Below are 12,946 nucleotides of genomic sequence, written 5' to 3' on the forward strand. Positions count from 1 at the left end.
CCACGTGACCATCGCGCCAGCCGATCCGGCCTCAGCCGGCCAGCGGGAGCACGACGGCCCCGGTGCCGCGCTGCTGCGCACCCTGACCGAGCTGACCACCGACCTCCCCGACGCCGACCCCGGCCGGGTCGCCGCCGCCGCGCTGCGCGGCCGCTCGGCGCACGCCGACGAGGCGGAGCTGCGGGAGCTGGCCACGGAGGCCGCCGCCGGACTCATCTCCGAGGACCCCGCCTACTCCCGGCTCGCCGCCCGCCTGCTCACCCTCACCATCCGCGCGGAGGCGGCCTCCCAGGGCGTCACGTCGTTCACCGGGTCGGTCGCCGTCGGCCACCGCGAGGGGCTCATCGCGGACCGGACCGCCGACTTCGTCCGGCTGCACGCCGAGCGACTGGACGCGCTGATCGACACCCACGCCGACGACCGCTTCGGCTACTTCGGCCTGCGCACCCTGCACAGCCGCTATCTGCTGCGGCACCCGATCACCCGCAAGGTGATCGAGACGCCCCAGCACTTCCTGCTGCGGGTGGCCAGCGGGCTCGCCGAGGACGACACCGTCCGCTCCGCCGAGGAGGTCGCGGCGCTCTACGGGCTCATGAGCCGCCTCGACTACCTGCCCTCCTCCCCCACCCTCTTCAACTCCGGCACCCGGCACCCCCAGATGTCGTCCTGCTACCTGCTCGACTCCCCGCTCGACGAGCTGGACTCCATCTACGACCGCTACCACCAGGTCGCCCGGCTCTCCAAGCACGCCGGCGGCATCGGGCTGTCGTACTCCCGTATCCGCAGCCGCGGTTCGCTGATCCGCGGCACCAACGGGCACTCCAACGGCATCGTGCCGTTCCTGAAGACGCTGGACGCCTCCGTCGCCGCGGTGAACCAGGGCGGGCGGCGCAAGGGCGCGGCCGCGGTGTACCTGGAGACCTGGCACTCCGACATGGAGGAGTTCCTGGAGCTGCGCGACAACACCGGTGAGGACGCGCGCCGTACGCACAACCTGAACCTCGCGCACTGGGTCCCGGACGAGTTCATGCGCCGGGTGGGCGCCGACGCGTCGTGGTCGCTGTTCTCTCCGGCCGACGTGCCGGAGCTGGTGGACCTGTGGGGCGAGGAGTTCGACGCCGCGTACCGCAAGGCGGAGGACGCGGGGCTGGCGAAGAAGACGCTTCCGGCCCGTGAGCTGTACGGCCGCATGATGCGCACCCTCGCGCAGACCGGCAACGGCTGGATGACCTTCAAGGACGCCGCCAACCGCACCGCCAACCAGACCGCGCTGCCGGGCCACGTCGTCCACTCCTCCAACCTTTGCACGGAGATCCTGGAGGTCACCGACGACGGTGAGACGGCCGTGTGCAACCTCGGCTCGGTCAACCTCGGCGCGTTCGTGGCCGACGGGGACATCGACTGGGAGCGGCTGGACGCCACCGTCCGCACCGCCGTCACCTTCCTCGACCGCGTCGTCGACATCAACTTCTACCCGACGGAGCAGGCGGGCCGCTCCAACGCCAAGTGGCGCCCGGTGGGCCTGGGCGCGATGGGTTTGCAGGACGTCTTCTTCAAGCTGCGGCTGCCGTTCGACTCCCCCGAGGCCAAGGCGCTGTCCACCCGGATCGCGGAGCGGGTCATGCTCGCCGCGTACGAGGCCTCCGCCGACCTCGCCGAGCGCAACGGCCCGCTGCCGGCCTGGGAGAAGACCCGCACCGCGCGGGGTGTGCTGCACCCCGACCACTACGACGTGGAGCTGACCTGGCCGGAGCGCTGGGCGGCGCTGCGGGAGCGGATCGCCGGGACCGGCATGCGCAACAGCCTGCTGCTGGCCATCGCGCCGACCGCCACCATCGCCTCCATCGCGGGCGTGTACGAGTGCATCGAGCCGCAGGTGTCGAACCTGTTCAAGCGCGAGACGCTGTCCGGCGAGTTCCTCCAGGTGAACTCCTACCTGGTGGCCGAGCTGAAGAAGCTCGGCGTATGGGACGCCCGCACCCGTGAGGCGCTGCGCGAGTCGAGCGGCTCGGTGCAGGACTTCGCCTGGATCCCCGAGGACGTGCGGCAGCTGTACCGCACCGCGTGGGAGATCCCGCAGCGCGGTCTGATCGACATGGCGGCGGCACGGACCCCCTTCCTCGACCAGGCGCAATCCCTCAACCTGTTCCTGGAGACGCCGACGATCGGCAAGCTCTCCTCGATGTACGCCTACGCCTGGAAGTCCGGGCTGAAGACGACGTACTACCTGCGCTCGCGCCCGGCGACGCGCATCGCCCGCGCCGCCCGCGCGCAGGCCACCGTCCCCGTTCCCGTCCAGCAGGTGACCTCCGAAGAGGCCGTCGCCTGCTCCCTGGAAAACCCCGAGTCCTGCGAGGCCTGCCAGTGACCACCCGTAACACGAACCTCCTCGACCCGGGCTTCGAGCTGACCCTGCGCCCCATGCGCTACCCGGACTTCTACGAGCGCTACCGGGACGCCATCAAGAACACCTGGACCGTGGAGGAGGTCGACCTCCACTCGGACGTCGCCGACCTCGCGAAGCTGACGCCGGCGGAGCAGCACCTCATCGGCCGGCTGGTGGCGTTCTTCGCGACGGGCGACTCGATCGTCGCGAACAATCTGGTGCTGACGCTGTACAAGCACATCAACTCCCCCGAGGCGCGCCTGTACCTGTCGCGGCAGCTCTTCGAGGAGGCCGTGCACGTCCAGTTCTATCTGACGCTGCTGGACACCTATCTGCCCGACCCGGACGACCGGGCGGCCGCCTTCGACGCGGTGGAGAACATCCCCTCCATCCGGGAGAAGGCCGGGTTCTGCTTCAAGTGGATCAACGAGGTGGAGAAGCTGGAGCGCCTGGAGTCCAGGGCCGACCGGCGCCGCTTCCTGCTGAACCTGATCTGCTTCGCCGCGTGCATCGAGGGCCTGTTCTTCTACGGCGCCTTCGCGTACGTCTACTGGTTCCGCAGCCGGGGCCTGCTGCACGGTCTCGCCACCGGCACCAACTGGGTGTTCCGCGACGAGACCATGCACATGTCGTTCGCGTTCGACGTGGTCGACACCGTCCGCAAGGAGGAGCCGGACCTCTTCGACGAGGAGCTCGGGCAGCAGGTCACCGACATGCTCGAGGAGGCCGTGGAGGCCGAGCTGCAGTTCGCGCGCGACCTGTGCGGCGACGGCCTCCCCGGCATGAACACCGACTCGATGCGCCAGTACCTGGAGTGCGTCGCCGACCAGCGCCTCACCCGCCTCGGCTTCGCTCCCGTCTACGGTTCGGAGAACCCCTTCTCCTTCATGGAGCTGCAGGGCGTTCAGGAGCTGACCAACTTCTTCGAGCGCCGCCCCTCGGCGTACCAGGTGGCGGTGGAGGGCACCGTCGACCTGGACGAGGACTTCTGAGCCGCGGCTACTTCAGGACCACGGTGTCCCCGGCCGACACGGCGAGCATGGTGGTCGACGTGCCGGGGCAGTACCAGCGCCAGTCGCCGGCCGCGGAGGCGGTGACCGTGGTGCTGAGCCGGCCGGTGCTGCCCGTTGTCACGGTCTTGACCGTGGTGTAGCGGGTGGTGCCGGCCTTGCGGAACTGGAGCTGGACCGGCTGCCCGGCGTAGCCCTGGTACCTCAGGCTCTCCCGGTTCGCCCGGCTGAGCGTTCCGGTGACGGTCAGCTGTCCGCCCTTGCGCACGGGCTCGGGCGCTGCGTCGTCGGTGAGTGTCGTGGCCCGCTTGACGGAGTACCGGGCGATGTTGTCGGAGATCCAGTAGTCGCCGTCGTTCGCTTTGACGGTGGCGTTGACCTGCCAGAGGCCGGCGACCCGGTTGGTGTCGATGTCGTCGCTCGCCGGCATCCAGGCGGGCGTGGCCTTCATGGTGGCCGTGCACACCGAGGTGGTCGCCGACTTCTTCGCGCAGGTCGTGCCGGACCACTCGATGAAGCCGTAGGCGTTCGACACGTTCATCGTGCTGACGCGGCTGACGCCCTTCACCCCGGAGTCGTCCCGGATGGTGAGGACGACCGGGAACGTGATCTCCTTCGCGGTCCCGATGCCCACGGGGTGACCGCCGTTGACGACGGCCCCCACCACCCGGATGTCCCCCCGCCCCTCGGCGTGGGCGCCGGTCGCGGTGAGGAGCACGAGGGCCGCGGCGCCGCTCGCCGTGGCCCAGGCCGCTCTTCGCCGGATGCCGTTGCTCATGTTTCCCTCCCCTGCGCTCGATCACCGTGATCGATTGCGTCAGCGGGACGTTACATGCGGGGTCGGACAGTGCGGTGTGCCTGGATGCGCGGGCTGGTCCGGCGGGGGCTCTGCGCGCGGGGAGCGGGGTGCGCGGCCTCCCGGATCTGCCGGTCCATGCGGCGGTCGCGCACGACGCCGAGCACGGACGGCAGGACGAGGAGGACCAGGATCCCGAGGGTGAAGAGCATTCCGATCAGGCCTTCGATCTGGTTTCCGTTCATGGACACCACTCTCGCGCGGGACACTCCTTACCGTGAGTGGCAGTACTGCCGCAGACCCTCGAATTACTGCCACCGGCGAGGCACACTGGCAGCATGCTGAAAAACGTGGCCGCCGTCCTGCTCGACGGTGTGCATCCCTTCGAACTCGGGGTCGTGTGCGAGGTCTTCGGACTCGACCGCAGCGACGACGGACTGCCGGTGTACGACTTCGCCGTCGTCTCCGCCGAGGGCCCGGCGCTGGGCACGCACGTCGGCGGGCTGACCTTGTCCACGCCGTACGGCCTGGACCGGCTGGAGGAGGCGGATCTGATCGCCGTCCCGGCCGGCGACGACTTCACGCACCGCATCTATCCGCCGGCGCTGCTGGACGCCCTGGTACGAGCGGTGGAGCGCGGGTCACGGGTGCTGAGCGTGTGCTCCGGCGTGTTCGTGCTGGGCGCCGCCGGGCTGCTGCACGGGCGGCGCTGCGCGGTGCACTGGCACCACGTCGAGGAGCTGCGACGGCAGTACCCGCGGGCGGTCGTCGAACCGGACGTGCTCTACGTCGACGAGGACCCCGTGATCACCTCGGCGGGCACCGCCGCCGGCATCGACGCCTGTCTGCACCTGGTACGCAAGGAGCAGGGGCCGGAGGTCGCCAACAAGATCGCCCGGCGCATGGTCGTGCCGCCGCACCGGGACGGCGGGCAGGCGCAGTACATCGAGCGCCCGCTGCCGAAGGACTCCTGCGACACCGTCGGCGAGGTGCTGGCGTGGATGGAGCAGCACCTCGACCAGGAGGTGACCGTCGAACAGCTCGCCGCGCGGGCCCACATGGCGCCGCGCACCTTCGCCCGGCGCTTCCAGCAGGAGACCGGCACGACGCCGTACCGGTGGATCCTGCGCCAGCGGGTGCTGCTGGCGCAGCGGCTGCTGGAGGCGACGGACGAGACGATGGACGCGATCGCCTGGCGTACCGGGTTCGGTACGGCGGCGGCGCTGCGCCACCAGTTCACGCGGGCGCTGGGAACCACCCCGAACGCCTACCGCCGTACCTTCCGCGGCCCGCAGGCCGCCTGAGCGCTCAGCGCGGCACCGCCCGCACCAGCAGCCGGTGCGGGCGCAGAGTGATGCCGACCCGGACGGCGTCGTTCGAGCCGGGCACCTGCTCGAAGCGGTACCGCGCGGCGAGCGCGGCGGTGACGAGCGTCAGCTGCGCCATCGAGAAGTGGTCGCTGGGGCACTTGCGGTTGCCGGTGCTGAACGGGCTCATGGCGTGTTTCGGCACGTCCTTGGCCCGCTCCGGAAGCCAGCGGTCCGGGTCGAACTCGAGGTTGCGGGCGTACGACTTGGGGTCGCGCTGGATGGCGTACGGGCTGTAGATGATGTCGGCCCCGGCCGGAATGCGATAGCCACCGAGTTCCGTGTCGACGACCGCCCGCCGGGTCAATATCCATACAGCCGGCCGCAAACGCATGGCCTCGATGACGACATTGTTGGTGTGCCGCAGCTTGCGCACGTCCTCGAATGCGACAGGCCGTCCGCCGGTGACGGATTCGACTTCGTCGCGCACCTTGTCGGCGTGTTCGGGGTGCTCGGCAAGTGCCTGAAGCAACCACATGATGGTGGATGCCACAGTTTCGCTGCCGGGGGTGAGGATGGCGACCACCTGGTCGTGGATCTCCTGCTCCCCGATGGGCTCGCCGTTTTCGTCCTTCGCGTCCAGCAATGCCGTCAGCAAATCGTCCGGCTTTTGACCAGATGCGCGTCGCTCGGCGATGATCTCGTCGACCAGGAGATGCAAATCGGTCAGCGCCCGATTGAATTCGCGGTTGCCCGGCGTCGGCAGCCGGTACAGCGGCCCGAGCGGGACCACCATCCGCCGGTACATGCCGCGGAAGACGACCGCGAGGGCGGTGCACAGCCGCTCGGCGCGCTCGTCCATGTAGTCGCCGCGCAGCAGGCAGCGGGCGGCGATGCGCACCGCGACCCGGAAGGACTCACCGGTGCAGTCGATGGTCCCGGCGTCCCGCCAGCGCTCGACGAGCGCGTGCGCCTCCTCCTCCATGACCGGCCCGTAGGCCGGGATGGCGTCGAGCCGGAACGCGGGCTGGATGGTGCGCCGCTGCCGGCGGTGCTGGGGGCCGTTGGCGGTGGCCACGCCCTCCTTGCCGAGCAGCCCTTCCAGGGACTCCCACAGGGGACCGGCGATGTGGTAGTCGGGGCTGAGCGCGAGGGCGCCGGTCAGATCCGGAGTGGTGACGGCGTAGAGCGTCTTGGGGCCCAGCCTGAGGCGGACGACGTCGCCGTGGTCGCGCAGGGCGGACATGAACTGCAGCGGGTCACGGGCCAGTCTCCAGCCGTGGCCGAGGACGGGGACACCGCCGCCCGCCAGGGGTGGCTCGCCCGGTTCGGGGGCCGTGGACACCGAGGGGTTCACCGACTCGACGGTCATTTCTCACCTGCCGCTTCGTTGTTGACGTACGGGGGCGTGGACCGGTCGTCCCAGCTGTCGACCCTGTACCGGCCGGACTCGTGGTGGAACCAGTAGACGGAACTGAACCAGTTCCGCATGTTCCCGACGCAGGCCCGCACGGCGGCGCTCAGTTCTTTTCCGCGCACCGTTCCGTCGTCGAGTCCGTCGGCGAACCGTAAAGCGTCCTGTTCCGCGTCGAGGAATTCCGTGATGCATTCCTCCACACGGCGCCGGACTTCGCGTACCGCCTCTTCCAGAGTCAGTCCCTCGTGGGTGATGAGACTGATTCCGAGATTGTGCACCTCGTCGCCCGCTATTTCCTTCGGCAGCGAGCACAGATCGTTGTACCAGGCGGCGAACTCCTGACTCAGCAGGGCCGGACGCGAAAACGCCTTGTTCTTTCGTACGGCGTCGGGGAGTTCACAGCCGGCGCCCGGTTCGAGCAGATCGGTCCATATCCGGTGCGCGAAGGTGAGCCGGCGCAGGGCCAGGTACTCCGCGACCGTCGGAACGATGCCCTCGGTGCGGTTGTGGAACTCTCGGTCGTAGGCCTCGATGACCGCGTGGAAGTGCCGGGCGAAGCGGGCGTTCCAGCCGCCCGGGAGGAAGGAGTACAACCGCCCCACGCTGTCCGCCAGCCCCGCGACCAGCGGATCCTCGTCGTCCAGATGGTCCTGGGGCGCGTCCAGGGCAGTGTGCAGCCGGCTCTTCAGGCGGCGCCAGGCGACGGGCCTGCGGTGCACGATGTCGCGGTCGTGACGGTCGTCCCAGACGAAGAACCAGGCGCTGTAGTCGGCGATGGCCTGGAGCACCTCGTCGGGGGCGCCCAGGTAGTAGCCCGCCATGAGGTCGGTGTAGCACAGGCCGTCGGCATATTCCTCGACCTTGTCCGCCGGCATGAGCCGCATTTCCAGCAACCAGGTTCGGGTCTTCTCCTGCAGCGTCGGCCAATACGGGTGCAACCGCCGGGGAAACGCCGCCTCGATCACCGGAAGAGTAAGCGATGGCGGCACCGCCACCGCCTTCGGCGCCGCACCGGCGCCGCGTGTGGTGCTGTACGGGAGAGCGTGCACGAACTACCCCTCTCAGCCGCCGTTCGCGCACACCCCTCCTGTCGTACCGGGCGTGCGCCGTCGCGTATCCCCGCACTCTCCATTCAGCACCACAACTGACCGTCCTGGGAACGGATTTGCTTGATTCACCACCCCAACGTGCCGAGAATCTCCCCCTGTGTGACTGCTTATCGATCAAGGGACGTGCACAGAGGATCGAACGTGCGACGAACAGACGAACGGCGCCCGTGCGGGCGGTGAGGCCCGAACGGACGCCGTTGGTGGGGCTGGTGGGCCGCGTCAGTCGTTCGCGACGACCGGGTAGCGCGGCTCGTTCTCGGCCATCTGCCGCAGCACGTCCTTGCGTTCACGCTTGGAGAGCCGGTCGATGTACAGGTAGCCGTACAGGTGGTCGGTCTCGTGCTGCAAACAGCGCGCGAAGTAGCCGGTGCCACGCACCTTGATCGGGTTGCCCCGCTCGTCCTGCCCGGTGACCTCGGCGTAGTCGGGGCGCGCGAGCGGCGCGTACGCCGTCGGCACGGACAGGCAGCCCTCGTTGCTGTCGTCCAGGCTGCGCCGGTCGGCGGGCAGCTCGACCAGCTTGGGGTTGCAGACCACGCCGACGTGCCGCACGCCGTTGTCGTCCTGGCAGTCGTAGACGAAGACCTTCAGGTCCACGCCGATCTGGTTGGCGGCCAGGCCCACGCCCTCGGCGGTGCGCTGCGAGGCGAACATGTCCGCGACCAGCTGCTGGAGCTCGTCGCCGAAGTCGGTGACGTCCTTGCACTCCTTGTGCAGGACCGGGTTGCCGACGACCGTGATCGGCCGCGAGGTGCCGCGCTCACGCCAGGCGGTCTCGCGCTCCTCACAGTCCTCCGAGTCGACGACGAACCCCTCGTCGTCGACGGGGAGCACGCCCACGTGCTGCTGATCGGTGTCCTGCTGCGCCATGACCGACGTAAGCCTTCCTCAACAAAAACAGGGTGTGGTGCTTGATACAGGGTACGGGGAGGCGCACGGGTACGGGCGCGGGGCGGTGTCCGATATGCGGCTCCCCCGCGCGGGCGCGACCAGCCACCACGGCGCCGCAGCCGGACGACGGCCTAGCAGACCTCCTCGAGATCCCGCCAATCACGGGAATCCGGACTGTCGGCAACCCATCCGTCCAAGAGCCCCCGCACCAGGGAAGCCGGCGCAGCCACGCCGCACTCCCGCTCCGGCACCCACAGCTGCCCGTCCGTGCGGTGCCCGAGCGGGCCGGGGTGACCCGGCTCGCTGTGGTCGTGGGGGTCGAGGTGGACACCGTCTCCCTCGTCCGACGGCATCCGCGACTCCGAGCACATCCGGCACAGCAGCCGCACCGACGACGACCAGTCCTCCGCGGCGAACCCGGCGTCCGCGGCGAGTTGCTCCAACGCGTCGCGGTCGGCCTCGGTGGCCGCCTCGATCAGGACGACCCAGGTCGGCACCGGCGAGGGCGCCCACAGCTCGATCTCGTCGAACACCGGGAAGGCGTGCCCGGTGGAGGTGGTCCGCTCACCGTGCGGGACCCCGTCGTGCAGGACGACCTCGCCCCAGCGCCGCCCGGACGACGGCAGCGGAATGGACAGCACCTCGATCCGCGCCGGATCGAGCCGCCGGCCCCACACCACCTCGGCCTCGCCCTCCGGAGAGAGCCGTACGGCCGCGCTGCCCAGGTCCATGCCGAGGGGCTCGCCGGCCGCGGTGGCGCCGCCGGGCACGTGCAGCCCGTACGCCTGCCAGGCGCGGCGGGCCAGCGGCCAGTCCTGCAGCGCGGTGGCGGCGATACCGACGTTCCACCAGTCGGGCGCGCCGGTCTCCTTCTCCAGCAGCGCCACGGCCCGCAGACCCGCGGCCCGGGCCTGCTCCCAGTCGTGCCGAAACTTGTGCAGCAGGGCAAGGTTGAACCAGGACTCGGCCAGCCAGGGCTCCAGATCCGCCGCGCGTGTCAGCAGCGCGCCCGCGTCCTCGTACCGGCCGTCACCGATCAGCGTGAACGCGCGGTCCGTGGCCTGCCGCCAGGAGGCGGAGGGCCGGTGCCGTCCCTTGCCGAAGATCCTCACGATTCCCGCCTGCCAGTTCCAGTTCCGGAAAGTGGGCTGGCTCACGCCCCCGGACACCCTCTCCCTCGCATCCAACCACGTACGCCGGGAGGGGCGCTCATTACCCATGGGTTACCCAGCTCGGGGCCGGGTCAGACCGGTGTCGGGACAACACCCGGGCCAGCGCTTCCACCACGTCCGGCGCGTAGTCCCCGGCCGTCCCGAGCCGCAGTTCCTCCAGGGCGGCCAGCGCCCCGCCCGGTCCGGCGCCCCGCGCCTTCTCCTCGTAGGCGTTGACCGCCCGCACGATCCGCGCGGCGAGCGGCTGCTCGCAGCAGGGGTCGGCCTGCCGCTCCACAACCGTGGCGACCTGCCGGCTCACCCCGGTCTGCCGTACGACGGCGCCGCCGAGCAGCGCGATCCGCCGCTGCTCCTCGGCCGGCAGGTGGGCGGTGGCACCGTCCGGGACCGGGTCGAGCAGGCTCAGCTGCCCGATGTCGTGCATGAGCGCCGCGTACTCCAGCACCGTCAGCTCCGGTTCGCTCAGCCCGAGGTCCCGCCCGACCGCCTCGCTGAGCGCGGCGACGCGGCGGGCGTGCCCGGCGGGCGTGTACCCGGCGATCTCCGTGGCCCGGGCCAGCGAGGCGATGGTCTGCCGGTAGGTGGCGCGCACCTCCGCGTACCGGCGGAAGGCCAGCTGGGTCAGCAGCAGCGGCAGACAGAACACCGGCAGCGCCCACAGGCCCGCGACGGCCACCGCCAGGGCCATCACCGCCCCGGTGGCGCACACCGCCGAGCCGACGCCGGGCAGCGCACGCAACTGGTCGCGCAGCAGCGGCCCGAACGGCCAGCGGGTGCGCGCGTGCGCCAGGGCGGCGGCGAGCACCGCGTCGCACAGCGCGGTCAGCGCCAGCAGGGCGAGCAGCAGCAGGGCGTAGGCGGGGCCGATCCAGGCGTCGAAGACGCCCCGGTTGTACAGCGGCTGGAAACAGGCGGCGGCGAAGCCGGCGGTCAGGGTGCGCCGGGCCAGGTCGTCGAGCGTCGGCCCGTGCCCGCGCGCGATGTGCGGCACCGCGCCGAGCAGGGCGGCCGCGCAGATGACGGCGACGACCTGGGCGACCCCGTGCCCGGTCGGCCGCCCGGCGCACTGCCCGAGCAGGGCGTACGACAGCGCTCCGGCGGCACCGAGCGGCGCGGGCTCCCGGAGACGGTGGCCGCTCCAGCGGGTGAGTTCACCGACGGCGACGAGCGCGCCGAAGGCGAGCGCGATGGGCCGGTCGACGAGACCGGCGTGCAGCGTGCCGGCGAGACAGAGGACCGCCAGCAGCCCGGCACCGGCATGCACACAGAGCAGCGTCACCGGGGCCGGCCGCCCGCTCACCGGCGCGTTCCCGCCCGGCGGCCCCGCCGGGCCACCGCCCCGCCCACGCACGACAGACCGGCGCCCTGCCGGGCCACCGCCCCGCACGCGCACGACAGACCGGTGCCCCGCCGGACCTCCGCCCGGCACGCGCACGACAGACCGGGTCCCCTCACCGGTGCACCCCTCGGTTCGACCCGGAACGCGGGACGGGCAGCGTGCCCGCGGCGGTCTCCTCGGCCGTGACCGTCGGGTGCCAGCCCTGGCGGGCCACCGCCCGGACCAGGGCCTCGACCATCTGCGGGTCGAAGTGGGTGCCCGCGCACCGCCGCAGTTCCGTCAGCGCGGTCGGGACCGGCCGGGCCCTGCTGTAGGAGCGGGTGGACGTCATCGCGTCGAAGGCGTCGGCGACCGCCACCACACGGGCCGGCTCGGGGATCTGGCCGCCGCTGAGGCCGTAGGGATACCCGCTGCCGTCGAGGCGTTCGTGGTGGTGCAGCACGGCCGAGCGGGCCTCGCCGAGGAAGGAGATGCCGCGCACGATGTCATGGCCGTACTCGGGGTGCAGTTCGATGATCCGGCGTTCCTCAGGGGTGAGCGGGCCGTCCTTGCGCAGCAGCCGGGTGGGGACGCCGAGTTTGCCGACGTCGTGCAGGATACCGGCGAAGCGCAGCACCTCCACGCGTTCGTCGCTCATGCCGAGTTCGCGGGCGATCATCATGGACGCCTGGCCGACGCGCTCGCTGTGGCCGCGGGTGTAGCCGTCCTTGATGTCCACGGCCTGCACCAGCGCGCGGATCGTGGCCTGATGGGCGGCGCGCTGCCGGTGGTACTGCGCGAAGACCCACCACGACACGCCCATCGGCAGCAGGACGAGGAGGGCGGCGACAGGACCGTAGGGGCTGCGCCAGAGGACGGCCATCATCAGCCCGGCGAGCCCGTGCACGGCGAGCGGGCCGAGGGAGCGCAGGAACAGGCCGTGCCAGGCGCGGCGCAGCGGCCTGCGTTCGGCGAGGGCGCGGATGCCCCCGTCGAGCAGGACGAGGACCAGGCAGAAGGCGAGCACGGCCGCGCCGGCGGGCAGCAGGACGTACGGGAAGTGGCAGTCGGCGACCGCGTCGAGGCCGCCGAGCGCGCCGTGCACCCGGGCCGCCGCCCAGGCCCCGACGGCGAGCTGGGCGGCGCGCCAGAGCCGGCGCAGCAGCACGGGACGCCGCTCGACCGGTGCCAGCAGGGCGCCGGGCAGCGGCACGAGCGCCGCCGCGGGCGCCGGCAGCAGGAGGGCCCCGGCGAGCAGGACCGGGTAGAACGTTCCGGCGAAGCGACGGCGGGCGACGCGCTCTCCGACGGCGTACACCGCCGCGAGCAGGACGACCGCGGGCCAGGGCGCTGTCAGGGACCCCAGGGGAAGCAGGCAGAGCAGCGCGCACACCACGACACCGGCCACGTACACGCGCGCTCGTGCCGGAACCGTGTCCATGAACGCCCCTCCCCCCGGCCGTGCCACCTCAGGTCTTCGGAGCCTAGGGCGGTGTCAGGGGGCTCCGCGGGCGTATGACCCGCGGATTAGCACATTCGG

11 protein-coding genes are annotated in these 12,946 nt (G+C 71.2%); 3 read left to right on the top strand and 8 right to left on the bottom strand.

The features are described 5' to 3' along the window. The first annotated feature begins 4 nt into the window (after positions 1 to 4). Together AB0J12_RS04155 and AB0J12_RS04160 are read left to right on the top strand one after the other, a co-directional pair. The gene (locus tag AB0J12_RS04155; RefSeq protein WP_363262612.1) at positions 5 to 2,368 is read left to right on the top strand and encodes a ribonucleoside-diphosphate reductase subunit alpha; all 2,364 of its coding nucleotides are present in this window, start codon (positions 5 to 7) and stop codon (positions 2,366 to 2,368) included. After that, positions 2,365 to 3,378 (top strand): ribonucleotide-diphosphate reductase subunit beta, encoded by a 1,014-nt coding sequence (locus AB0J12_RS04160; RefSeq protein WP_363262613.1) that lies wholly within the window; start codon positions 2,365 to 2,367, stop codon positions 3,376 to 3,378. The genes AB0J12_RS04155 and AB0J12_RS04160 overlap by 4 nt, the downstream gene beginning before the upstream one ends. A gap of 7 nt (positions 3,379 to 3,385) precedes the next feature. On the opposite strand, the gene AB0J12_RS04165 is transcribed toward AB0J12_RS04160, so the two are convergent. Both AB0J12_RS04165 and AB0J12_RS04170 read right to left on the bottom strand, forming a co-directional pair. Beyond that, positions 3,386 to 4,174, bottom strand: coding sequence for a hypothetical protein (locus AB0J12_RS04165; protein ID WP_363262614.1), 789 nt, complete (start codon positions 4,172 to 4,174; stop codon positions 3,386 to 3,388). Positions 4,175 to 4,224: 50 nt separating this feature from the next. Then, positions 4,225 to 4,437, bottom strand: coding sequence for a hypothetical protein (locus AB0J12_RS04170; RefSeq protein ID WP_363262615.1), 213 nt, complete (start codon positions 4,435 to 4,437; stop codon positions 4,225 to 4,227). Between the two features lie 93 nt (positions 4,438 to 4,530). On the opposite strand from AB0J12_RS04170, the gene AB0J12_RS04175 reads away from it, so the two are divergent. Further along, positions 4,531 to 5,496: a helix-turn-helix domain-containing protein gene (locus AB0J12_RS04175; protein ID WP_363262616.1), complete on the top strand. Its 966-nt coding sequence runs from the start codon at positions 4,531 to 4,533 to the stop codon at positions 5,494 to 5,496. A gap of 4 nt (positions 5,497 to 5,500) precedes the next feature. On the opposite strand, the gene AB0J12_RS04180 is transcribed toward AB0J12_RS04175, so the two are convergent. The 6 genes from AB0J12_RS04180 to AB0J12_RS04205 form a co-directional block, all read right to left on the bottom strand. Next, positions 5,501 to 6,871, bottom strand: a complete 1,371-nt coding sequence (locus tag AB0J12_RS04180; RefSeq protein WP_363262617.1) for a cytochrome P450 — start codon at positions 6,869 to 6,871, stop codon at positions 5,501 to 5,503. Next, a complete protein-coding gene (cyc1, locus tag AB0J12_RS04185; RefSeq protein WP_363262618.1) occupies positions 6,868 to 7,965 on the bottom strand; it encodes an epi-isozizaene synthase in 1,098 nt (365 codons plus the stop codon). The genes AB0J12_RS04180 and cyc1 overlap by 4 nt, the downstream gene beginning before the upstream one ends. A gap of 279 nt (positions 7,966 to 8,244) precedes the next feature. Then, positions 8,245 to 8,895, bottom strand: a complete 651-nt coding sequence (gene def, locus AB0J12_RS04190; RefSeq protein WP_363262619.1) for a peptide deformylase — start codon at positions 8,893 to 8,895, stop codon at positions 8,245 to 8,247. 152 nt (positions 8,896 to 9,047) lie between these two features. After that, positions 9,048 to 10,028, bottom strand: coding sequence for a hypothetical protein (locus tag AB0J12_RS04195; protein ID WP_363262749.1), 981 nt, complete (start codon positions 10,026 to 10,028; stop codon positions 9,048 to 9,050). A gap of 100 nt (positions 10,029 to 10,128) precedes the next feature. After that, positions 10,129 to 11,367 carry an HD domain-containing protein gene (locus tag AB0J12_RS04200; RefSeq protein ID WP_363262750.1) on the bottom strand — a complete coding sequence of 413 codons (1,239 nt, stop codon included), beginning with the start codon at positions 11,365 to 11,367 and terminating at the stop codon, positions 10,129 to 10,131. A 172-nt stretch (positions 11,368 to 11,539) separates the two neighbouring features. Then, positions 11,540 to 12,847 carry an HD-GYP domain-containing protein gene (locus tag AB0J12_RS04205; protein WP_363262620.1) on the bottom strand — a complete coding sequence of 436 codons (1,308 nt, stop codon included), beginning with the start codon at positions 12,845 to 12,847 and terminating at the stop codon, positions 11,540 to 11,542. Positions 12,848 to 12,946 lie beyond the last annotated feature (99 nt).

Origin of the sequence: Streptomyces sp. NPDC049915 (genome assembly GCF_040656475.1) — a bacterium.
Taxonomy (GTDB): Bacteria; Actinomycetota; Actinomycetes; order Streptomycetales; family Streptomycetaceae; genus Streptomyces.

What these genes read in the sequence shown, in the direction of transcription:
- AB0J12_RS04165 (WP_363262614.1), bottom strand. Translation starts at nt 4,174, where the DNA reads ATGAGCAACGGCATCCGGCGAAGAGCGGCCTGGGCCACGGCGAGCGGC.
- AB0J12_RS04170 (WP_363262615.1), bottom strand. Translation starts at nt 4,437, where the DNA reads ATGAACGGAAACCAGATCGAAGGCCTGATCGGAATGCTCTTCACCCTC.
- AB0J12_RS04175 (WP_363262616.1), top strand. Translation starts at nt 4,531, where the DNA reads ATGCTGAAAAACGTGGCCGCCGTCCTGCTCGACGGTGTGCATCCCTTC.
- AB0J12_RS04180 (WP_363262617.1), bottom strand. Translation starts at nt 6,871, where the DNA reads ATGACCGTCGAGTCGGTGAACCCCTCGGTGTCCACGGCCCCCGAACCG.
- def (WP_363262619.1), bottom strand. Translation starts at nt 8,895, where the DNA reads ATGGCGCAGCAGGACACCGATCAGCAGCACGTGGGCGTGCTCCCCGTC.
- AB0J12_RS04205 (WP_363262620.1), bottom strand. Translation starts at nt 12,847, where the DNA reads ATGGACACGGTTCCGGCACGAGCGCGCGTGTACGTGGCCGGTGTCGTG.